The following is a 21,172-nucleotide window of genomic DNA, read 5'->3' as shown; positions in this document are numbered from 1 at the left end:
CTGTGACATCCGCAAAACAGTGCTGGATGAATGCTTAGTACCAACCTGTACCTTAGTCTAACTAGCGCAGTCAGCTAAAATAACTTACTGTTTCCGGCACCAGCAGCATCTCAGAAACGCTAACGACTGCTGTAACGCGTTGAATTGGCTAAACCTGACATCGGTCAGAACAGGTTATCATCCAGCCTTCACCAGGGAAACTAGTACAGTATTATCTTTTGTCTTTTCAGGTAGTCAAGTGCTTTTGCCATAAGGCGTCTTAACGCCAGCGACTCGAAAGCACTTGACTATCTGACATCCTGCACCGCACTAACCCTTTGCTTCTTAAATGGCCCCTCCCGTCACAGGAAGAGCCGCCCCACTTACCTGATATCCACCTGATAGAAAATATGCTTGCCAAATGGATCGATCTCATACCCTGAGACCTCTTTGCGCACCGGTTCAAAAATGGTGGAATGCGCAATCATCACCGCTGGCGCCTGGTCGTGCATCACCTGCTGCGCCTGCTGGTATAAAGCGATACGCTTATTATGGTCCTGCTCAGCGCGCGCCGCGGTAATCAGCTTCTCAAACGGCTGGTAGCACCATTTCGCAGAGTTTGAGCCGCCGGCAGCTGAAGTACAGCTGAATAGTGGTCCAAAGAAGTTATCCGGATCGCCAGTAGCCGTTGTCCAGCCCATCAGTGCGGCCTGATGCTCGCCATTACGTACTCGCTTCAGATACTCGCCCCACTCGAAGCTAACAATATTGGCTTTGATCCCCACCTGCGCCCAGTCTGACTGAATCATCTCCGCCATACGTCGCGCATTCGGGTTATAAGGACGCTGCACCGGCATCGCCCACAGATCGATAGTGGTGCCCGCCGGTAAACCTGCCTCTTGCAGTAAAGCTTTCGCTTTCTGCGGATCGTAGTCGTAATCTTTTAGCGACTGATCGGCGCTCCATACACCTGGGGGCAGCAGATTTTTCGCCACCGTGCCGGTTCCCTGGAAGATGGCATTGATAATCGCCGGTTTATTAATCGCCATGGTTAGCGCCTGACGCACTTTGACATTGTCGAGCGGCGCTTTTTGCGTGTTAAAGGCGAGGAAACCGGTGTTCAGTCCCGCCTTCTGCATCAGCGTAATATCTTTATTCTGCTCCATCCGTTTCAGATCGGCCGGATTCGGGAACGGCAGCACCTGACACTCATTTTTTTCCAGCTTGGCATAGCGCACTGAAGCGTCGGGTGTAATCGAAAACACAATGCGATCCAGCTTCGCTTTACCCTGCCAGTAATCCGGAAAAGCTTTATATAAAATGCGCGAATCTTTCTGATACTGCACCAGCTGGAATGGGCCGGTGCCAATCGGATCCATATCGACTTTTTCCGGGGTGCCCGCTTTCAGCATCGCATCGGCATACTCAGCCGAGTGAATTGAGGCAAAATACCACGCCAGATCGGCAAGAAACGGTGCTTCAGCATGGGCGAGAGTAAAGCGAACGCTGTGATCGTCCACTTTCTCAATTGACGTGATCAGCGTACCAAACTCCAGGCTGTCGAAATTGGCATAGGTGCCGCCAGAGACTTTATGGTAGGGATTACTGGCATCTTTCTGACGCATAAACGAGAACAGCACATCGTCGGCATTAAAGTCACGGGTTGGGGTGAACAGCTTATTGCTGTGAAACTTAACGCCTTTACGCAGATGGAAGGTATAAACCTTGCCATCAGCACTGATATCCCAGCTTTCCGCCAGGCTGGGAACCAGTTCGGTGGTGCCCACTTTGAAATCCACCAGACGGTTAAATACCGGTACAGCGCTGGCGTCAACGCTGGTGCCTGAGGTGTAAATCTGTGGGTTAAAATTTTCCGGCGATCCTTCCGAACAGAAAACCAGCGTTTTGGCGGATACCGTCGCCGATAACGCCAGCGTTAATGCCGCCAGCGCGAACCTTGTCACCGTTTGTTTCATCCACAACCTCGCTTTTTGTTGACTTACCTGGGCTAAAATGAGTACAACCAATTCACATCTGTTTAATAAATAACATGATTTGGCACCATACCGAACATAAATCCTTTCAATAAATAAGGAAACGTGATGAACCAGGATTTGGCCAACCAGTTAAGCCGCCGCTTTTACCGTTATCTGGCGGTCAGCAGCCAGAGTGATGCAAAAGCCACAGTACTACCGAGTACCGCCTCGCAGCATGATATGGCAAAGCTGCTGGCCACAGAGTTGCGCCAGCTTGGTTTACAGAATGTGGTGATCGACGAGTTCGCTACCGTCACCGCGGTTAAACCGGGCAATTGCCCTGCCGCGCCGCGTATCGGCTTTATTACGCATATCGATACAGTCGATGTCGGCTTATCCCCCGATATCCATCCGCAAACCCTGCGGTTTACCGGCAGCGATCTCTGTCTTAATCAGCAACAAGATATCTGGCTGCGTACCGCCGAACACCCGGAAATTCTCGCCTACCAGGGGCAGGATATTATTTTTAGTGATGGCACCAGCGTTCTGGGGGCAGATAATAAAGCGGCGGTCACCGTGGTGATGACGCTGATGGAGAACCTTAGCGGCGATCATGGCGATATCGTGGTGGCCTTTGTGCCTGACGAAGAGATCGGTTTGCGCGGCGCCAAAGCACTGGATCTGCAAAGCCGTTTTGACGTTGATTTCGCGTATACCATCGACTGTTGTGAATTGGGTGAAGTGGTGTATGAAAACTTTAATGCCGCCGCCGCTGAAATCGTACTGACCGGGGTAAGCGCTCATCCGATGTCCGGCAAAGGGGTACTGGTCAATCCGCTGTTAATGGCCCATGACTTTATCAGCCACTTTGACCGCCAGCAGACGCCGGAACATACCGAAGGACGCGAAGGCTATATCTGGTTTAACGACATTAATGCCAACGCCCATCAGGCGCGCCTGAAAGCTTCCATTCGTGATTTTGATCTGGCGAATTTTGAGCAACGTAAGCAGCAGATTGCCGATGTGGCGGCCAAGATTGCCGCGCAGTATCCGACTGGCCAGGTGGAGTTCACCATTAGCGATACTTACAGCAATATCAGCAATGCGATCACTGAAGATCGTCGGGCGATCGATCTGATTTTCGCCGCGCTGCAACAGCTGGATATTGCAGCGAAAGTGATACCGATGCGCGGCGGCACTGATGGTGCAGCGCTGTCGGCGAAAGGTTTACTCACGCCGAACTTCTTTACCGGCGCACATAATTTCCACTCAAAATTTGAGTTTCTGCCGGTGCCGTCATTTGTGAAGTCTTATCTGGTGGCTGAAAAGCTCTGTCTGCTGGCCGCTGAAAACGCGGTGAAATAGCTCTGAATTTACAAACATGGGCGGCGAGAACGCCGCCCTTACAGATAAATCAGAGAGTTATGTAGGGGCGGCGTTCTCGCCGCCCGGAAATACCGGCCTGAATTACTTCACCGAGACATCAATACCCGGGAAGAATTTCTTCGCCAGCGTCGCCACAGTGCCATCCTGCTGCAGCTTAACGATCGCCGCATCCAGCTGGGTTTTTAGCGCAACATCATCTTTGCGCAGACCAAAACCGATCCCTTTACCCAGAATCGTTTCGTCTTCCACCGCGTTGCCCACAAAGGCAAAGCCCTTGCCCTGTGGCTTATTCAGGAAGCCAGACTGACCGGCGGCAGACATCACCAGCGTAGCGTCAACACGGCCTGCGACCATATCGTTATACACCTGATTCTGGTCCTGATACGAGGTCACGGTAACGCCTTTGGCTTCCCAGTGCTGTTTCGCATAGGTTTCCTGTACCGACCCCTGAAGCACGCCAATGTTTTTGCCTTTCAGGCTCCCGGCAGTTGGCTGCAGATTAGAACCTTCATGGGCCACCAGCTGACTCGGAATACGGTAGACCGGCGTGGTAAAACCAATGTTCTTCATGCGCTGCTCAGTGATATTCATCGCCGAGTTAATCGCATCAAATTTTTTCGCCGCCAGTCCCGGGATCAGCGCATCAAAACTGCTCTCCACCCAGCTACATTTCAGATTGGCGGTTTTACAGATAGCGTTACCCAGTTCGATATCAAAACCTTCCAGTTCGCCCTGCGCGTTACGACTTTCAAACGGCGGGTATTGCGACTCGAGACCATAGCGCAGCGTGTCCTGAGCCATTGCCGATACAGAAGACAGCATCCCTACCGCGACCAACAGAGCATTCAATTTCTTCATCAACTTCCCCTCAGGATGGTTATTTTAGCGAGGCTTAACCTGGCAGAGTGCATCGGCACCCGCCTGCAAAGTGGCCTCGTCTTTTGCGAACGAAAGGCGGATCAATTTATTGTCAGTACCATCGGTATAAAACGCCGACAGCGGAATGGTAGCCACACCGTGATCGACAATCAGACGTTTTACCATTTCGCTGTCTGATTCGTCACTGAAATGACCGTAACTGGCAAGCATAAAGAAGGAACCCGCCGAAGGCAGCAGCCTGAACGGCGAATCCTGCAACAACGTCGCCAGCATATCGCGTTTGCGCTGATAGAAACCGCCCAGCGACAAATAGTTTTGCGGCGTGCGCAGATATTCAGCAAAAGCGATCTGCATCGGCGTGTCGGCGGAGAACATCATAAACTGATGCACCTTCACCACCTCTTCCATTAATGCCGCCGGCGCCAGGCAATAGCCCACACGCCAGCCGGTAACGTGGAAGGTTTTACCAAATGACGAGACAATCACGCTGCGCTGCGCCAGCTCCGGATGCGTTGCCATTCCCAGGTGCTGGCGACCATCAAATAGAATATGCTCATACACTTCATCGGAGAGCACCACGATATCGGTATTGCGGGTGATTGCCACCAGTTGTGCTAAATCATCGGCGCTCAGCACCTGTGAACTCGGATTATGGGGAGTATTGATAATAATCATGCGCGTGCGTGGGGTTATCGCGGCACGTACTTCATCCCAGTTAATGGCGAACTCCGGTACCTGCAACTTTAAGCCGATGGCTTTTGCACCCTGCAAGCGCACAATTGGCGCATAACTGTCAAACGCCGGTTCAAAGAAAATCACTTCATCACCGGCGTGCACCAGACCGGCAATCGCCGCATACAGTCCTTCACTGGCGCTGGCGGTGATCAACACTTCACTGCCGACCGCATAGTGCTGACCGTACAGCGTGGCGACCTTCTCCACCAGCGCCTCTTTCAGCGCATAGTGGCCAGTCATCGGCGCATACTGGTTATGTCCCTGCTGCATCGCCAGGCTTACTGCGTTGACCAGAGCAGGATCGCAGGGAAAGTTCGGCGCGCCCTGCGATAAATTGATCGCATTATGTTCGGCGGACAGCTGGCCGATCACACTAAAGATAGTGGTGCCCACATCAGGTAATTTTGAGCGCTGTTGCACCGTTGAGGCGATAGTCATGAACACTCCAGTATCAGCATAACAAATTAAAAAAAGCAGATTTCTATTCAACGCGCTGGCGCTTGAGCCGACAAGGGAAATGTTGTCATAATAGCCATGCATAAAAATCATAGCTCAGAGGCTCACTATGTCACGGCGATCGCTGCCATTAAATGCCATTCACGCTTTTATCGTTACCGCGCGCCATCTGAATCTGACTCATGCGGCGGCCGAATTGTGTATTACGCAGGGCGCGGTGAGCCGTAAGATTGCCGCGCTGGAGTCATGGCTGGGTTTTCCCTTATTCGATCGCCATGCCCGTGGTCTGACGCTGACGCCACAGGGTGCGGCGCTGTTGCCAGCGTTAAAAAGTGGCTTTGATCAGATGGTGCACGCTACCGAGAAAGCCAGCAAATCAAACCGTTCAGTACGCCTGAAGGCGCCGACCTGCGCGATGCGCTGGCTGTTACCGAAGCTGGTTGAGCTGGAGCAGTTGCGGCCTGATATCCATATTTCCCTTACCACTACCGTTGAGCACAGCAGCCAGTTGGATAATTTCGATGCGGCGATTGTTTACGGCGCGCCGCTGGAGAAAGGTTATCGTTTGTTTGATGAAGCGCTGACGCCGGTAATGTCCGCCAGCCTGCTTAAGCAGCAACAGCTGATGCCAGAAGATCTTGCGCACTTTACTTTTTTGCATCCCACTGCCGACAGCACCGACTGGCAGTTATGGCTGCGCGCGCAGCAGGTGGAGCTGGTGATGAAGCGTAATCAGCATTTCGCCACCATGGATTTAGCCATCAGCGCCGCGATTCAGGGTTACGGGATTACGGTTGCCGATGTCACGCTGATTCAGGCGGACTTAGCAATGCAGCGACTGGTAGCGCCGTTTAGCAACAGCGTAAAAACCGGGGCGGTTTACAGTTTACTGCAACGACCAGAGAATGATGCGCCACCATTCCTTACGGAACTGGTGGCGTGGTTATGCTTAGAAAGAGATCCACTCATCAGCAGCGCCGGCTGAAGCGGCGGCTGGCTGTTTTAAGCTGGCAGTTTTCAGCGGTAAGGCTTTGGCTGCTGACTTAGCCGCAGCTGCGCTGTCATTCTGCGACAAACGGAATTTCGCTACGGAACTCTGTAGCTCTTCGGTCTGACGTTCCAGTGCGCTGGCCGCCGCAGAGACTTGCTCAACCAGCGAGGCGTTCTGCTGGGTGACGCTGTCCATTTCAGAAATGGCGATGCCGACCTGTGAGATGCCTTTGCTCTGCTCTTCCGATGCCGCAGCAATCTGCTTCATAATATCCGTAACATCGGTCACTGCTTTCAGGATCTCACTCATCGTAGTCCCGGCTTCGTTAACCAGGCGCGAGCCGTTGTCGACGCGCAGCACAGAATCGGCAATCAGCCCTTCAATCTCTTTCGCTGCGCCAGCACTGCGCTGCGCGAGGTTACGCACTTCACTGGCCACCACGGCAAAACCGCGTCCCTGTTCACCGGCGCGAGCGGCTTCCACCGCGGCGTTCAGCGCCAGAATATTGGTCTGGAAAGCGATACTGTTAATCACGTTGGTGATTTCAGCAATTTTCTGTGAACTGCCGGAAATACCCTGCATGGTTGTGACAACGTCACTTACCAGTTTTCCACCTTTGCTGGCGGTTACCGAAGCGCTGTCCGCCAGTACGCTGGCCTGACGTGCATTATCGGCGTTAAATTTCACCGTCGCTGTCAGCTGCTCCATGCTGGCAGCAGTCTCTTCCAGTGCTGCCGCCTGCTGCTCAGTACGGGAAGAGAGATCGTTGTTACCAGAGGAGATTTCAGTCGCGCCGCGCCAGATATTCTCGGTACCACCACGAATCGCGCCAACCGCATCGCGCAGGCTGCCCTGCATGGCATTAAGCAACGGCACCAGTTTACCCACACAGTTACGGCCGATATCGTGCACCGGCTGGCTGAGGTCACCCTCTGCAATGATGCGAAAGTGCTCACGAAGAATGCCAATTGGCCGCACCAGCATGGTCACCAGGTAACGATCGGTAAACAGCAGAATTAACAGACCGGCTATCACTGCCGCGATAATAATCACTTTCGTCATCTGGGTCAGATGGTCAACGGTGACCCGGGTAGCATCCAGCATATCCGAAGCCGCCAGATTAAACTTCTCCGCGCTGGCGCCAAATGCCCGGCTTAGTGGCGGCGTGACGTTACGGGACTGCTGACGATAGGCATCAAGCGTGGCCTGCTGCGCGCTCTGCATCTGCGGCACCACCCCCTGATCGAGCAATTTCTGCCAGTTTTCGGTGACATTATTCACCACTTCGGCACCCAGCGGACCCGGGGAGAGCTGCTTAAACTCGCTTAACAGCTTGCTCATATTATCCAGCGACTTTTGCGCCGCGGCCATTTCAGCCGGATCGGCGGCTGCGCCGCCCTGGCGTGCTTCGACAATCCGCGACAGGCGGGTGACAAAGCGGAAATATTGATCGTTACCCTTACTCAGCACAGTCATCTGATTAACGATATGACGATCGACCTCATTACCTTTTCCCAGGGCATCTAAAGAATAAACGCTGTAAAGACCGACACACAGCCATAACAAACAGAACAGGCCGAGGATCCATAACATCACCGCGCGTATGGTGAAATTTTTTAAAATGTTCATAACTGCTCCAAATCGGTTGATCACCGGTTATATCGCCATGGCTGTGCCAGGGTTCTTTACCGTTATCGGCAGTCAGACTGAAAGAATACAAATAATTAACACGATATTTTTTTTAGTTTAAAAACCGCACTTTATATATGGACGTTAACTAACCCTCTGCCAGGCCGACAGTTTTTGCTGATTTGGCGTACAGGAAAACATCATGCTGATTTATCAATTCAGCACGAAAGTAATAAAATATCGCGCCGGTCACAGCGCGCTTAAAGGAAAACCCGCGGATTCAGGTTAATTAAGCCGCACCAGAGTGCGCATCAGCAGCCTGAACACCTGCATTCTGCGCTTCATAAAGCGCTTTTCCACCCCAATCTGCGCCATTCCCTGATCACCGAAACGCATTGTGTAGTCAGCGCGAGGATGCCATGCGGGCCACGGCACTTCGCCATCGATTGTATCCGAGGATCCAGTAACGTCGCGGGCAAAATTCAGCCAGTACTCGCTGACACGCCAGGCAAACTGACGATCGTTATCCGTAAAGGGGCGATCCGTCAGATTCATATTGCTTAGCGTATCGAGCACATAGGGGACTTCATTACCGTGCCAGGTGCCGCTGGTATAAAGATCGCGGGCATTTTCCGACACATAATCGAAATAGTAACGCCAGCCGGGCGCCCCGGCCCGATGCTGCGCCATTACCGCAACATAGCCCATGGTGGTAAAGGCGATATCGCGCGCGACCTGTCGGCCCAGCACCGCATCGTCACGGGCGTCGTACAGCCATTTAATCAACCGCCAGGCAAATTTATGCTGCTGGCGGATGCGCGCGATGGTCGCGGCAGCATCAATGGCGAAGTACTCCAGCACGCTGGCTTCATCGCTGTTACTGCCAATCATCAGCGGATATTTATGCTGTCGCGCAGCGTTAAACACGCTGACTGACGACTGCGGCAACACCCGGTCGCCGGCAATCGCCACCGGGCCGTTGACCAGCGGAGAAGTGAGTGACCAGAAGCTGTCTGCGGGCAGCGCACGCAGCTGCTCTGCAGTAGCGTCTGGCAGGTTGAAATGGCGCGCCACCGCTTTACCGGTTTCCAGCGCTTTTTTGCGCGGTGTATCCGGTAACGAGTACGCACTCTGCACAATACCTTTGTGAAACAACCCCTCCGCCAGCGGCGAAGCAAATAGCGAAAGTACGCTGCGGCCGCCAGAGGATTCGCCCATGATGGTGACATTACGGCGGTCGCCGCCAAATACATGGATATTGCGCTGCACCCACTGCAGTGCGGCAATCTGGTCAAGCAGCGCAAAATTATTGATCTCCTCGCCATGCGTATACTCTGCGTCCAGCGCCGGATGAGCGAAAAAACCCAGGTGTCCCAGACGATAGTTCAGCGTCACCATCACCACGCCACGTGCAGCCAGCGGCGCACCGAGATACGGCGCCAGTCCCCCAGCGCCGATGGTATAGCCACCACCGTGGATCCACACCATAACCGGTAACGGATGGGAAGGCTGAATATCCGGCGTCCAGACATTCAGATAGAGACAATCCTCACTAAATTCTCCCGGTTCACCGCCGCCTATTGCCAGACATTCAGCGCGGTTTTGCCAGCTGGAACCTCCCCAGCTGACGGCATCACGCACCCGCTGCCAGGGCTGAACCGGTTGTGGCGCTTTCCAGCGTAACGGTCCGGTTGGCGGTGCAGCATAGGGGATCCCTTTAAAGACAAAAAGCTCGCCCTCCATGGTACCGCGCAGCTCTCCTTCAGCTGTCTTAATCCTTAACCGTTGCTCATTTTTCATTATTTTTTCCGTGACATCTTCAGCGCCCATTATTTGCAGGCCACGCTATATTGTCCACTCTCACCACGATTTTGCGGAGAAAACCGGTGGTTCGCGGAATTTACTGAACGATATAGTCAACTAAATTGAATTTGATAATGGTCATAAATTGGCTACATTCTGTGAAACCCTTCCGGGAACAGGAATAAAAAATGTTTAGTGCGATCAATAATGGATTTTCACGCATGGCGGATCATCCCGACTTTGGCAAACTGTTGCTGCGTCTGACCTTTGGCATTCTGCTGCTGTTCCATGGCGAAGCTAAAGTGCATAACGGCGTAGGCTGGATTGCTAACATGCTGACTGCACACGGTTTCCCGGGGTTTATCGCTTACGGTGCTTACATTGGGGAAATTGTTGCGCCAGTGATGGTGATTATCGGTTTGCTAACGCGCCCTGCGGCGTTTGTTATCGCGATTAATCTGCTGGTGGCAACCTTGCTGGTGAAAACAGGCGCTATCTGGTCACGCACTGATGTCGGTGCATGGGCTCTGGAAACAGAAGCGCTCTATTTCTTCGGTGGCGTGATTATCATGCTGCTTGGAGCCGGGAAATATACATTAATTCGTAACCCGCGCCTGCAATAGTTATTACTATAATCGTATCAAAGGGCCAGTGATTTGCTGGCCCTTTTTATTGTCTATAACAGACCACAGCGCTGCCTGCTTGCCTGCTCACGCTGCGCGTAAAGCTCAATTTCATCACGCACCGCCGTCCCTAATGCCTGCTCAAACTGCTCGCGGCTGGCGTGTCCCTGCGACCGTGCGTGCGTTTCGCTACCGAGGTTTGACTGAAAAATCCCGGCGGCGCTAACCGGCAGAAAATCTTCATAAATAATGGGTTCCGCGGCAAGCACACCAGCAGCGATTAGCTGCTCAATATCACTGGCCGGGGTAATCAGATGGTCCTGACCCTGAGCGCTACGCCGGTACTCAAACCACGCCAGCTGCTGCTGACGCAGAGTGGCTTCATCATCCGGGAAGGCGCTGAATACTGTCGCCAGATGCTGCTGATGCTGCTGGTTATCGGCACCGCTTCCGGCCTGAGTCAGCAGGCGGTCATACAGCTCACGTCCTTTACGGGTTAATGCCACGCCGCGCTGTTCAATCTCACCAAAGCGCGCGGTATGCGTGCCCTGCTGACCATCGCGGAAACGCACCGCTTCATCCAGCGCTTTAAAGCTGGTCTGCCGCAGCAGGATCGGTACCTGGCGCTGCGGTGGCCCCTCGATAATCGCTTTCGGCGTTATCCCCTGTTGCGGCATCAGCGCCTGCACGCGGTCAATATCCAGCGTGCGCGGCGTCAGGTGATTGATATGGCAGCCCGGGAAGCAGACCACATCAGCAACCAGCCGATGCTGCTGGCTAAGCGCCTGCCAGGTGGCGCTGTCTACGGTCGTTTGCTGATGCCAGCGAAAGGTTTCCAGCGCTTCGCTGACAAACTCTTCGGCCTGCCCCGCGGTAAAACCGCCCTGCTGCTGCTGCAACTCAACCAGCTGGCGGCAGCGTGGGGTAAAAATATCACGGGCGGCGAGGATTTCGCTGGCCTGCTGGCGCAGCGCCACATCGTCAATCAGTTCCAGACGCAGCAAGGAGGTAAACAGACGAAACGGATTACGACGCAAAGCAGCATCGTCGACCGGGCGGAAAGCCGTGGAGTGTACCGGCACGCCTGCCTGCGACAAGTCGTAATAACCCACCGGATACATTCCCATAATCGCAAACAGCTGGCGCAACATATTCAGCTCAGCGGCAGTACCAACGCGGATCGCGCCATGCCGTTCCACGCTAATACGATCCAGTTCATCTGCCTGCGCCAGACGTTGCGCCAGTTGCGGATCCTGCGTCAGAACCTGCTGGTTAACCTCAGCCACCAGCCGTAGCAACGTGCCATACTGCGGCACTTCCTGCTGATACATCGCCGACATCGCTTGTGAAAAATCTTCGCGAATACTGTCTGTGCTGACCCAATGCGCATCCATAGCTATCCTCCGCAGAAAAAGAACCTGCTGAAAATGTAAAGGATTGGCGACAGGATGGGAAAAATTGTGCGGAATTTGTGATCGGCCACCAGAAAGCGACTTACGGTTTCTGTGGCCCAGACCTCAATATTTACAGTGGCCGCTGATAACCATAAGCCGATTTTGCCAGCAGCATTACCGAGGTAAGCAGCGCCGGGATCGCCAGCAGCAAAAACACCTGGCTGAAACTCCAGCCCAGCGACAGCATCTCGGCGCCGGCAAAAGCGCTAAGTATCGCGCCAATGCGTCCCACACCGTGCATCCAGCTGGAACCCGTCGCACGCGCATGGGTCGGATAGTAGCTGGCGGAAAGCGCATTCATGCCGGTATTGGCACCGTTAAGACAGAAGCCGCTGCAGAAAGCGATACCGCTCAGCACCAGCGCATCAGCCGGCGCCAGCCCTATCGCTACGGTGGCGATGCCGCCGCAGCCATAGATCAGCGCCAGCGCACGATTGGCGTTGATCTTATCCATCAGCCAGCCGGCAAACAGTGAGCCGACGGTGCCACCCGCCTGGTACATAGCGGTAATCAGCGCCGCTTGTGTCACCGTCATGCCGATATCTTTAATCAGCGACGGCAACCAGCTGCCAATCAGGTACACAAGAAACAGCCCCATAAAATAGCTGCCCCATAACATCAGGCTGCCGGTCAGGTAGTTGCGCGACAGTACGGTGCGCACCGCCCCTTCACTCTGCCGGGCGCTGACCAGCTGAAACTGCTTATCGGCTGCGGTGCTGCCCGGATGCATTTTTTCGATAATCGTGCGGATCCGCGCGGCCGGAGCGCCACGGGTAATCAGAAAACGCACCGACTCCGGCAGATAACGCAGCAGCAGCGGCATCACCAGCAGAGGTAACAGCCCGCCCATCAGCAGTACCGAATGCCAGCCAAAACGTGGGATCAACCATGAAGCGGCAAAACCACCGGCTGCCGCGCCAAAGGTAAAACCGCAAAATACAACGGTGATAATAAATGAGCGTTTGCGCTCGGGGGAAAATTCCGCCACCAGCGTGCCAACATTGGGCATCGCCGCGCCCAGCCCTAAGCCGGTAAGGAAACGGAATAGCATCATCTGTTCGGCGTTTTGCGACAGCGCGGTGGCCAGCGTCCACAGTCCGAAGAAAAACACGCTGGTGATGATAATCGCCCGCCGGCCAAAACGATCCGCCAGCGGACCGGCAAACAGCGCACCAAGCGCCAGGCCGATTAACGCACTACTGATCACCAGCCCGAGCTGATGATTAGTGACACCCCAGGAGACTTTCAGCGCCGGAGCGATAAATCCCATCAGGGCGATATCCATGCCATCCAGCGCGACTACGATAAAGCAGAGCAGGATAATGCATTTTTGATAACCGCTTAGTGCCGCTGAATTAATAAGCTGACGAACGTCAATCGCCTCACTACTGCTCAAAGGTATCGCTCCCGGAAAACCCGAAACCTCCCTGTTTGACGTTCGCCACATCATTCGTCAGGTTTCATAAAAAAAGTGAGCGCTATAATAGCGGATCACAACTCCGCTGACCTGAGAAAATGCAGTTTAGTGAGAATTATTGCGTCAACCCCTGCTCCAGCCAGCGCAGCGAACAATAGCCATCGGCAGCCGAAGCATGTAAGGGGGAAGTCACCATCTGCTCATTAAAGATCTCCAGTGACCACGGCCCCTGATAGCCATGGTGGTGTAACTGCCGGGCAAAGTGTTGCAGATCAAAATCACCCTGCCCGGGGAAGCAGCGGTAATGCCGGCTCCAGGTGAGCACATCAAGATTAAGCTGTGGCGCATCGGCAAACTGCACAAAAGTGATCTTTTCAGCTGGTACCTGATGCAATTCGTCCAGCGAGTCACCACGCGACAGAATATGAAAACTGTCCAGCACGATGCCCAGATTCGGATGGTTAACGTGTTTTACCCGCTGCCACGCCTGCTGCCAGCGATTAATATGGCGGCCCCACGCCAGCGCTTCATAGCCAATCTCAACCTGAAAACTGGCGGCCAGTTCAGCCAGTGCATGCAGATCGTCAATCTGATGCTGACTGTCACTGCTGCAGCTTTCACTGACATTGCTGCATAGCAGTAACTTTTTACAATTCAGTTCCTGCATCAGCTCAAATTGCTGACGCGCGCGGATCAATTGATCGCTGCTTTCGCCTTCGTAATTACGAAACGGTTGCAGTAAGGCAATCTTCAAACCACTGGCGTCGACCCGCTGGCGTAACTGTCTGGCCGCACCGGGAAAGCCTGTCAGGTCAGGTTCAAACAGCTCAATACTGTCGAAACCCGCAGCAGCGATCTCCTCAAGTTTCTGCTCCAGTGTGCCGCTGATGGAAATAGTGGCGATACAACGCTGCATGCTGTTTTCTCCCTGCTTTAACAATGTATTGCTGTCAGTTATTAACTCTGCAGGCACCGGCGTCAAATACAGTAACCTGATGTAACGACTTCATTAACGGCGATATTTTGTGCAATTGCGGTAGATGTTAAATAAAATTTGCAATAAGGTTAACAGAATCCACTCGTCGCGCTTGCTTCAAATCTTCAGTCCTCACTAACCTGTGATATGGATAAAAATTACGTTTTTAATCAGCGCATTCGCTTGCGCCATTTACATACTTTTGTCGCCGTTGCCCAGCAAGGTACGCTGGGCCGTGCGGCAGAGACACTCAGCCTGAGCCAGCCGGCGTTATCAAAAACGTTGAATGAGCTTGAGGAGCTGGCGGGTGCCCGTCTGTTTGAACGCGGCAGACTCGGCGCCCAGCTGACCACAATGGGCGAGCAGTTTCTGACTCATGCGGTGAAAGTGCTGGATGCGCTCAATCACGCCGGCCAGTCTTTCACCAGCAATATGAGCGATGAACCGGTGGTACTGCGCATTGGCGCGCTGACCACTGCCGCGATGGGCATGCTGCCGTCGATTCTCGATCGTTTTCATCAGTTGCAGCCACAGGCCACCGTACAGGTGGCCACGCTGCATAACAATGTCCTGATTGCCGGCCTGAAAGCCGGTGAGTTTGATATTGGCATTGGCCGGATGGCTGATGCCGATATGATGACAGGATTAAGCTACGAACTGCTGTTCCTCGAATCACTACGGTTAGTGGTGCGTCCTGGTCACCCGCTGTTAAGTGACAACGTCACGTTATCCAGAGCCCTGCAATGGCCGGTAGTGATTTCGCCGGAGGGCACCGCCCCGCGCCGCATTGCCCAGGCGATGATGGATGAACAGGGCTGCACCCTGCCCGCCAACTGTATTGAAACCTCATCAACCTCGCTGGCGCGTCAGCTGGCGCAACGTTATAACTATGTCTGGTTTGTGCCATCCGGGGCGATCAAAGAAGATTTACTGCATAACTCACTGGCAGCGTTGCCGGTGGCTTCACACGGCCCGGGTGAACCGGTCGGCATTATGACCCGCTCCGGCAGTCAGCACTGCCTGAGTGCTGAAATCCTGCTGGCCACCATCCGTAAGTGCCACTCTGGCTAACGCTTTTTAACGGCTATGTTTGGCGTGCCTTTCACGATTATCGCTGCGCGCCTGTTCGCTTTTGCGCAGGCCGACATACAGCGCGCCGCTTCCGCCATGATAAGGCTGAGCGATGCAAAAGGTTTGCACATCGTCAAACTGCTGGAGCCAGCGGAACAGATAGCTGCGCACAATATTGGCGTGAGAGCGATCATCACGTCCTTTTCCATGGATAATCAACAGATTACGCAAATTATTTTTGCGTGCCTGCGACATAAAACTGAACAGTGACTGGCGGCACTGGCCCACCGGCTGACGCAGCAGATTCAGGCTGGCATCCAGCGGGTACTTACCCTGGCGCAGTTTATCCAGCACCCCTTGCTGAATGCCTTCGGCTTTATACTCCAGCGGTTGCGCCAGCGGAATAGCGTCGATAAACCCCTCGATAAGAAAATTGTTCTCTGCGTCAGGCGGCTGCTGACGTGGTGTTTTAATTTGCGGGGTTTTTAACCAGTGAACAGTGGCGCACTCTTTCAATGGTGTGACATCTTCCATGGCGTGTTTAAACAGATCGTTTTCGTCAGGGTTCATCGTCACTCCTTAAGCCGCGATATATGCATGGGTTGCAGAGCGGCAAAAAGAAAAAATAGTCGTTTTGTCCGGCGTGGACAAGCCTTTATTCATACAAAAAAGGCGATAAAAAAAGCCACTGATAAGTGGCCTGATTATTGATGGCAATCATTAACGCCGGGGTGGCCGCGCATTGACTGAAGCGGACCAGTCAAAGTCGTTGACCTCACTGGCCTTAAGATTTTTTTGCCGCGGTTTGCGTACCACTTTCGCCGGGGTAGCCTTCTCTTTCGCCAGACGCGCTTTCATCACCTGCTTCTTCGCTTCTTTGGTAAATTCTTTAAGCTGTTTATCACCGGGCGTGGTGCCTGATTTAGCGATCAGGTTTTTAACCTGCTGGTCAATAAGGATTTTTTCATTATCGGTAAACGCATCTATCGATATTTCCTTGTCATTTTTCATCATTCGGCTCCGCCTGAGGTCTCTTTAAACAGGTATGGCGCGGGTCCATACGGTTAATGCCGATCGAAATCACGCCAGAAAAGGCGCAGACTGGCAAATCTTAGTACTGTCGCTAACATAACTCTGATGCTGTTTCGTTGCCATGACTTCCCGCGACATTTAATAATGCTGGCCGTAGCGGCAACGGGGTCTGTGTTGCCAGAAAGGGGCAACATAGTGTATTCAACACTCGCCTGGAATGGATAACCGTTCGAATATCATGATGACATTACTGGAAGACACCATCAGTACGCCGCTGGGTCAGCTGATTATCGTCAGCGACGAGCAACAAAATTTGCGTGCTGTCGAATGGGAGGAGTTTGGCGCCCGGATGAATCGTCTGCTGCATATTCACTACGGTCCGCAGGGCTTTCGCCTGCGACAGCTGGAGAATGCCGGCGGCCTGAGCGCACAGTTAAGGCGCTATTTCGAAGGTGATTTATCGGTGATTAAGCAGCTGTCTGTCGCCACCAACGGTACTGAATTTCAGCGCTCGGTATGGAATCTGCTGCGTGAGATCCCCTGCGGCAGCGTACTGCGCTACGGCGAGCTGGCGGCGATGTTAGGCCGGGCGGGCGCAGCGCGTGCCGTCGGCGCGGCCAACGGTTCCAATCCGATTAGCGTGGTGGTGCCATGCCATCGGGTGATTGGCGCCAACGGCACCCTTACCGGTTATGCCGGTGGTGTATCACGTAAACAGTGGCTGTTGCAGCACGAAGGTTATCTGCGGGTGTAATTTTATCCGGCTAACACGGCGCGCGCGCTGGCTTCATCGGTCACCAGCCCGCTAATCCAGCCCCCTTTCAGCACCGCCGCAATCGCGCGATGTTTCTCTTTGCCGCCGGAAAAGGCAATGATATTGCGCGCGGTGCGGGGGGCCAGAGTGACGCTGGTTAAGCGCTCATCAAGCTCACTGCTGACGCGTTCACCATCTTCACCGATAAAGTGCCCCAGCATCTCCCCCACCACATGCTGCGCCTGCAGGGTGGCCACCTGCTCGCGGGTAATAAAGCCATCGGCATTAAGCGGACATCCGATATCAACATGACCAATACCGAGAAACATCACATCGGCCTGCTCCGCTTTTTCGGTGACCGTGCGGTAAATACGATGGTTGCACCACAGCGTACGATCGTCCGCGCTGTCGGCATACAGCGGCGCAGGCAAAATAAAATAGCGGCCCTGGGTTTTTTCCGCCATCCACAGCGGTACATCGTAGCGGGTACAGGAGCCGTCACTGGCGATAGCACCAATCAGCGACACACAGCTATGCTGTGGCCGATCAAATTCCGGTAATTCATCAATTGTCGCGCGCAGCATACGCCCGGAACCGACGGCGATAATCTGCGGCTCGCTCTGCTTCAGGGTTTGCGCCATCACTTCCGCACCCGCCACCGCTACCATCTGATAAATACCGGCATTATCCACGCCGTCCGACGGCACCACCTGACAAATGCGCAGGCCAAAACGCGCTTTAAGCTGCTCTGCCAGCGACATGCATTGCGCCACCGGATGGCTGATATTGACGCTGACCAGCCCCTGCTCGGTCGCCAGCGCCACCAGTCTCTGCGCCACCTGACGCGATACGCCAAGTTTTTCGGCAATATCCTGCTGCGTCTCTCCGGCAACGTAGTACATCCAGGCAGCGCGCGCCGCCTGATCCAGCTTCTTATCGTGCTTGCTCATTGCGCTTTCGGCCCTCGTTCTTCATGTTTCCAGCATACTCTGAATTTTTGCCCTCACTGCGGGCAATTGTTAGTTTTTGTGATCTGCCACGCAGACAGGCAGACAGAATTTGCCCAGGCTAACGGCAACTTCAGGCATAAGCTCACATATAGGGCATTTGCTCATTTCTTTATGCAACAGGCAGGAGAGAAAGATGACTCACACAAGCGCAAATATCTGGATGCATATCGGTGCCGGTTCCTTCCATCGTGCCCATCAGGCATGGTATCTGCATCGTCTGTTACAACAGGGAGACGATCGCTGGCATATCGCCCTCGGCAATATTCGCGATGACGCTTCAGCCCTGCTCAGCAGTCTGAGCGCCCAGCAGGGAGAATATACGCTGGAAACCGTCACCCCGGAAGGTGAACGCCGCTACGAAAAGATCACCTCAATCAAAAAGATACTGCCATGGGATGCTGAACTGAGCGCCCTGATTGCGCAAGGCAGCGATGCGGCCACCAAAGTGATCGCCTTTACCGTTACCGAAGGCGGCTATTACCTCGATCCTGACCATCAGCTGGATCCGCGCCATCCTGATATTCAGGCCGATATTAATGGCGGCGCGCGAACGCTGTATGGTGCGCTGACCCGTATTCTGCAGGCGCGTCTGGAGGCCCATGGCAATCCGGTCACCCTGCTTAACTGCGATAACCTGCGTCATAACGGCGAACGTTTCCGCCACGGTTTTCTCACCTTCCTGCGCCTGCGTGGCGAAACCCGTCTGCTGGAGTGGGTCACTGAACAGACCACGTCACCTAATACCATGGTGGACCGGATTACACCGCGGCCAACCGCCGATATCGCGCCGCGTGTGCTGGCAGAGACCGGCTTTAACGATGCCGTGCCGGTAATGGGCGAGGCCTTTATCCAGTGGGTGATCGAGGATGATTTTATTGCCGGGCGTCCGGCGCTGGAAAACGTTGACGTTGAACTGGTGACATCAGTATTGCCGTGGGAAGAGGCAAAAATCCGTATTCTAAATGCCAGCCACAGCTGCATCGCCTGGGCAGGCACCTTAATCGGCCAGTCATTTATTCATCAGAGTACCCAGACGCAGGCGATTAAGGAGATGGCATGGGAATATGTCACCCAGGACGTTATTCCGTCGCTGACCCCCAGCCCGCTGGATTTAGAAGCCTATCGCGATGTGGTGCTGGCACGCTTTGCCAACCCCTATATTCAGGATACCAACCAGCGCGTCGCCGCTGACGGTCTGTCGAAAATCCCCGGCTTTATCACCCCGACGCTGGTTGAAAGTTATCAGCGCGGTGATGTGCCTCGCGCCACCGCCGTATTACCGGCGTTGTTCTATCTGTTCCTGCAACGCTGGCATGATGGCGATCTGCCATACAGCTACCAGGATGGCGCACTTGATGAAAGCGCGCTGCATAGCATGCTGGCTTCCGACCAGCCGTTAGCCGCCTTCGCCGCCGATGCGGCGCTGTTTGGCCCGCTGGCAACGAAAGCCGAGTTTGCCACCCTGCTGCAACAGACTGTCAGCCGGTTGCAGCAGTGGGCTGCCCAGCCACAGCCGGTTAGCGAGTAAGGAGAAGATTATGTATCTGGGAATTGATGCCGGTACTTCGGAAATCAAAGGGCTGGTGATCGACAGCAACGGCGATACGCTCGCCAGCGCCGGTGCACCACTGACGGTACAGCGTCCGCATCCGCACTGGTCGGAACAGGATCCGGCGCAGTGGTGGCAGGCAACGCAGCAGGTGATCAGCCAGCTACGGCAAAAAATCGGCGCCAGCTGGCCGGAGATCCGCGCCATCGGCCTTTCCGGTCAGATGCACGGCGCGGTGCTGCTGGGCCAGCAGGATGAAGTGCTGCGCCCCTGTATTTTGTGGAATGACACGCGCAGCGCCGACGAGTGCCAGCAGCTGACCGCCGCGGCGCCAGATTTACACGCCGTTGCCGGTAATCTGGCGATGCCTGGTTTCACCGCGCCAAAACTGTTATGGCTGGCGCGCCATGAACCGGCGGTTTTCAACCGTATCGCCACGGTGTTGCTGCCGAAAGACTATCTGCGCTGGATGATGAGCGGAGAAAAGATCAGTGATATGTCGGACGCCGCTGGCACCCTGTGGCTGGATGTGGCGCAGCGGCAGTGGTCGGACAGCCTGCTGGCAGCCTGTGGTCTGACGGCAGAGCAGATGCCGCGCCTGGTGGAAGGATCGCAACCGGCAGGCAAATTGAAAGCCGATATCGCCCGCCAGTGGGGACTCAGTGATGAGGTGATTATTGCCGGTGGCGGCGGCGATAACGCCGCCAGTGCGGTCGGCATCGGGGCGGTGAATCCTGGCGATGCGTTTATTTCCCTTGGCACGTCCGGCGTGCTGTTTGCGGTCAATGATGGCTTTCGCCCTAATCCACAGTCAGCGGTACATGCCTTCTGTCACGCCCTGCCGAATCGCTGGCATCAGATGAGTGTGATGTTATCAGCCGCCAGTGCGTTGCGCTGGTTATGTGAGCTGCTGGGATGCAGCGAAACCACGCTGCTGGCCGATGTCTCTTCGCTGAGCCGCGCCGAACAACTGCGCGCGCCGCTGTTTCTGCCTTACCTCTCCGGTGAACGTACGCCACATAACGATCCGCAAGCCAGCGGCGCTTTTCATGGCTTAACCCATGGCAGCCAGCGTGCATCACTGGCCTATGCGGTACTGGAAGGTGTCAGCTTTGGTATGGCGGATGGCTTAAAAGTACTGAACGACGCCGGAACTAAACTGACCAGTTGCTCACTGATTGGCGGTGGCGCGCGGAGTCCATGGTGGGCGCAGCTGATGGCCGATGTGCTGAACTTGCCGATTATTACCCATCGCGGCGGCGAGGCCGGTGGCGCGCTGGGCGCAGCGCGTCTTGGCTGGCTGGCGGTTGGCGGCGACGAACAGCAGGTCTGTCAGAAACCGCCGCAGCTGCAGCGTTATCTGCCTGATGCCACCCGCCACCAACAGCTACAGCTACGCCTGCAACAGTTTCGTCAGCTCTATCAACAACAGCGCACGCTGCGCCAGTAGTC

At 54.6% G+C, this 21,172-nt stretch carries 18 protein-coding genes; 7 read left to right on the top strand and 11 right to left on the bottom strand.

Going from position 1 to position 21,172, the window contains the following annotated elements:
• Positions 1 to 362: 362 nt before the first annotated feature.
• Complete coding sequence (locus N5923_RS18935) at positions 363 to 1,955, bottom strand: ABC transporter substrate-binding protein (protein WP_267144822.1); 1,593 nt, start codon at positions 1,953 to 1,955, stop codon at positions 363 to 365.
• A gap of 126 nt (positions 1,956 to 2,081) precedes the next feature.
• Between N5923_RS18935 and pepT the strand changes: the two genes are divergently transcribed.
• Positions 2,082 to 3,320 carry a peptidase T gene (gene pepT / locus N5923_RS18930; RefSeq protein ID WP_267144823.1) on the top strand — a complete coding sequence of 413 codons (1,239 nt, stop codon included), beginning with the start codon at positions 2,082 to 2,084 and terminating at the stop codon, positions 3,318 to 3,320.
• A 102-nt stretch (positions 3,321 to 3,422) separates the two neighbouring features.
• Here pepT and N5923_RS18925 read toward each other — a convergent pair whose 3' ends face one another.
• Both N5923_RS18925 and N5923_RS18920 read right to left on the bottom strand, forming a co-directional pair.
• Positions 3,423 to 4,199, bottom strand: a complete 777-nt coding sequence (locus N5923_RS18925; protein WP_267144824.1) for an ABC transporter substrate-binding protein — start codon at positions 4,197 to 4,199, stop codon at positions 3,423 to 3,425.
• 24 nt (positions 4,200 to 4,223) lie between these two features.
• Complete coding sequence (locus N5923_RS18920; RefSeq protein WP_267144825.1) at positions 4,224 to 5,393, bottom strand: methionine aminotransferase; 1,170 nt, start codon at positions 5,391 to 5,393, stop codon at positions 4,224 to 4,226.
• 127 nt (positions 5,394 to 5,520) lie between these two features.
• Between N5923_RS18920 and N5923_RS18915 the strand changes: the two genes are divergently transcribed.
• Positions 5,521 to 6,396, top strand: coding sequence for a LysR substrate-binding domain-containing protein (locus N5923_RS18915; RefSeq protein WP_267144826.1), 876 nt, complete (start codon positions 5,521 to 5,523; stop codon positions 6,394 to 6,396).
• Here N5923_RS18915 and N5923_RS18910 read toward each other — a convergent pair.
• Complete coding sequence (locus tag N5923_RS18910) at positions 6,361 to 8,031, bottom strand: methyl-accepting chemotaxis protein (RefSeq protein ID WP_267144827.1); 1,671 nt, start codon at positions 8,029 to 8,031, stop codon at positions 6,361 to 6,363. The two genes, N5923_RS18915 and N5923_RS18910, sit on opposite strands and share 36 nt — an antisense overlap.
• Positions 8,032 to 8,316: 285 nt before the next feature.
• Positions 8,317 to 9,831 carry a carboxylesterase/lipase family protein gene (locus N5923_RS18905; RefSeq protein WP_267144828.1) on the bottom strand — a complete coding sequence of 505 codons (1,515 nt, stop codon included), beginning with the start codon at positions 9,829 to 9,831 and terminating at the stop codon, positions 8,317 to 8,319.
• A gap of 191 nt (positions 9,832 to 10,022) precedes the next feature.
• Here N5923_RS18905 and N5923_RS18900 point away from each other — a divergent pair, with 191 nt between their 5' ends.
• Positions 10,023 to 10,457: a DoxX family protein gene (locus N5923_RS18900; protein ID WP_267144829.1), complete on the top strand. Its 435-nt coding sequence runs from the start codon at positions 10,023 to 10,025 to the stop codon at positions 10,455 to 10,457.
• A 53-nt stretch (positions 10,458 to 10,510) separates the two neighbouring features.
• Here the strand turns inward: N5923_RS18900 and hglS are convergent, their stop codons facing one another.
• The 3 genes from hglS to N5923_RS18885 all read right to left on the bottom strand — a co-directional run bounded on the left by hglS (position 10,511) and on the right by N5923_RS18885 (position 14,244).
• Positions 10,511 to 11,851 carry a 2-oxoadipate dioxygenase/decarboxylase HglS gene (hglS, locus tag N5923_RS18895; RefSeq protein ID WP_267144830.1) on the bottom strand — a complete coding sequence of 447 codons (1,341 nt, stop codon included), beginning with the start codon at positions 11,849 to 11,851 and terminating at the stop codon, positions 10,511 to 10,513.
• 130 nt (positions 11,852 to 11,981) lie between these two features.
• On the bottom strand, positions 11,982 to 13,307 hold the full coding sequence (locus N5923_RS18890) for an MFS transporter (RefSeq protein ID WP_267144831.1): 1,326 nt from the start codon (positions 13,305 to 13,307) through the stop codon (positions 11,982 to 11,984).
• Between the two features lie 136 nt (positions 13,308 to 13,443).
• Positions 13,444 to 14,244: a sugar phosphate isomerase/epimerase family protein gene (locus N5923_RS18885; RefSeq protein WP_267144832.1), complete on the bottom strand. Its 801-nt coding sequence runs from the start codon at positions 14,242 to 14,244 to the stop codon at positions 13,444 to 13,446.
• A gap of 207 nt (positions 14,245 to 14,451) precedes the next feature.
• Between N5923_RS18885 and N5923_RS18880 the strand changes: the two genes are divergently transcribed.
• The gene (locus N5923_RS18880; protein ID WP_267144833.1) at positions 14,452 to 15,375 is read left to right on the top strand and encodes a LysR substrate-binding domain-containing protein; all 924 of its coding nucleotides are present in this window, start codon (positions 14,452 to 14,454) and stop codon (positions 15,373 to 15,375) included.
• A gap of 6 nt (positions 15,376 to 15,381) precedes the next feature.
• Here N5923_RS18880 and smrA read toward each other — a convergent pair whose 3' ends face one another.
• Complete coding sequence (gene smrA / locus N5923_RS18875) at positions 15,382 to 15,945, bottom strand: DNA endonuclease SmrA (protein ID WP_267144834.1); 564 nt, start codon at positions 15,943 to 15,945, stop codon at positions 15,382 to 15,384.
• 150 nt (positions 15,946 to 16,095) lie between these two features.
• Positions 16,096 to 16,386 carry a DUF3811 domain-containing protein gene (yjbD, locus tag N5923_RS18870; RefSeq protein WP_267145257.1) on the bottom strand — a complete coding sequence of 97 codons (291 nt, stop codon included), beginning with the start codon at positions 16,384 to 16,386 and terminating at the stop codon, positions 16,096 to 16,098.
• 259 nt (positions 16,387 to 16,645) lie between these two features.
• On the opposite strand from yjbD, the gene ogt reads away from it, so the two are divergent.
• On the top strand, positions 16,646 to 17,161 hold the full coding sequence (gene ogt, locus N5923_RS18865; protein WP_267144836.1) for a methylated-DNA--[protein]-cysteine S-methyltransferase: 516 nt from the start codon (positions 16,646 to 16,648) through the stop codon (positions 17,159 to 17,161).
• Between the two features lie 2 nt (positions 17,162 to 17,163).
• Here ogt and N5923_RS18860 read toward each other — a convergent pair whose 3' ends face one another.
• Positions 17,164 to 18,111 (bottom strand): sugar-binding transcriptional regulator, encoded by a 948-nt coding sequence (locus N5923_RS18860; protein ID WP_267144837.1) that lies wholly within the window; start codon positions 18,109 to 18,111, stop codon positions 17,164 to 17,166.
• A gap of 193 nt (positions 18,112 to 18,304) precedes the next feature.
• Between N5923_RS18860 and dalD the strand changes: the two genes are divergently transcribed.
• Together dalD and xylB are read left to right on the top strand one after the other, a co-directional pair.
• The gene (dalD, locus tag N5923_RS18855; RefSeq protein ID WP_267144838.1) at positions 18,305 to 19,699 is read left to right on the top strand and encodes a D-arabinitol 4-dehydrogenase; all 1,395 of its coding nucleotides are present in this window, start codon (positions 18,305 to 18,307) and stop codon (positions 19,697 to 19,699) included.
• 10 nt (positions 19,700 to 19,709) lie between these two features.
• Positions 19,710 to 21,170, top strand: coding sequence for a xylulokinase (xylB, locus tag N5923_RS18850; protein ID WP_267144839.1), 1,461 nt, complete (start codon positions 19,710 to 19,712; stop codon positions 21,168 to 21,170).
• Positions 21,171 to 21,172 lie beyond the last annotated feature (2 nt).

Origin of the sequence: Winslowiella arboricola (assembly GCF_025527015.1) — a bacterium.
Classification (GTDB): Bacteria; Pseudomonadota; Gammaproteobacteria; order Enterobacterales; family Enterobacteriaceae; genus Erwinia; species Erwinia arboricola.
This window is presented reverse-complemented; position numbering and strand designations above follow the sequence as displayed.

What these genes read in the sequence shown, in the direction of transcription:
- yjbD (WP_267145257.1), bottom strand. Translation starts at nt 16,386, where the DNA reads ATGAAAAATGACAAGGAAATATCGATAGATGCGTTTACCGATAATGAA.
- ogt (WP_267144836.1), top strand. Translation starts at nt 16,646, where the DNA reads ATGATGACATTACTGGAAGACACCATCAGTACGCCGCTGGGTCAGCTG.
- smrA (WP_267144834.1), bottom strand. Translation starts at nt 15,945, where the DNA reads ATGAACCCTGACGAAAACGATCTGTTTAAACACGCCATGGAAGATGTC.
- N5923_RS18925 (WP_267144824.1), bottom strand. Translation starts at nt 4,199, where the DNA reads ATGAAGAAATTGAATGCTCTGTTGGTCGCGGTAGGGATGCTGTCTTCT.
- N5923_RS18885 (WP_267144832.1), bottom strand. Translation starts at nt 14,244, where the DNA reads ATGCAGCGTTGTATCGCCACTATTTCCATCAGCGGCACACTGGAGCAG.
- dalD (WP_267144838.1), top strand. Translation starts at nt 18,305, where the DNA reads ATGACTCACACAAGCGCAAATATCTGGATGCATATCGGTGCCGGTTCC.
- N5923_RS18920 (WP_267144825.1), bottom strand. Translation starts at nt 5,393, where the DNA reads ATGACTATCGCCTCAACGGTGCAACAGCGCTCAAAATTACCTGATGTG.
- N5923_RS18905 (WP_267144828.1), bottom strand. Translation starts at nt 9,831, where the DNA reads ATGAAAAATGAGCAACGGTTAAGGATTAAGACAGCTGAAGGAGAGCTG.
- N5923_RS18860 (WP_267144837.1), bottom strand. Translation starts at nt 18,111, where the DNA reads ATGAGCAAGCACGATAAGAAGCTGGATCAGGCGGCGCGCGCTGCCTGG.
- pepT (WP_267144823.1), top strand. Translation starts at nt 2,082, where the DNA reads ATGAACCAGGATTTGGCCAACCAGTTAAGCCGCCGCTTTTACCGTTAT.
- N5923_RS18910 (WP_267144827.1), bottom strand. Translation starts at nt 8,031, where the DNA reads ATGAACATTTTAAAAAATTTCACCATACGCGCGGTGATGTTATGGATC.
- N5923_RS18880 (WP_267144833.1), top strand. Translation starts at nt 14,452, where the DNA reads ATGGATAAAAATTACGTTTTTAATCAGCGCATTCGCTTGCGCCATTTA.
- hglS (WP_267144830.1), bottom strand. Translation starts at nt 11,851, where the DNA reads ATGGATGCGCATTGGGTCAGCACAGACAGTATTCGCGAAGATTTTTCA.
- N5923_RS18935 (WP_267144822.1), bottom strand. Translation starts at nt 1,955, where the DNA reads ATGAAACAAACGGTGACAAGGTTCGCGCTGGCGGCATTAACGCTGGCG.
- xylB (WP_267144839.1), top strand. Translation starts at nt 19,710, where the DNA reads ATGTATCTGGGAATTGATGCCGGTACTTCGGAAATCAAAGGGCTGGTG.
- N5923_RS18915 (WP_267144826.1), top strand. Translation starts at nt 5,521, where the DNA reads ATGTCACGGCGATCGCTGCCATTAAATGCCATTCACGCTTTTATCGTT.
- N5923_RS18900 (WP_267144829.1), top strand. Translation starts at nt 10,023, where the DNA reads ATGTTTAGTGCGATCAATAATGGATTTTCACGCATGGCGGATCATCCC.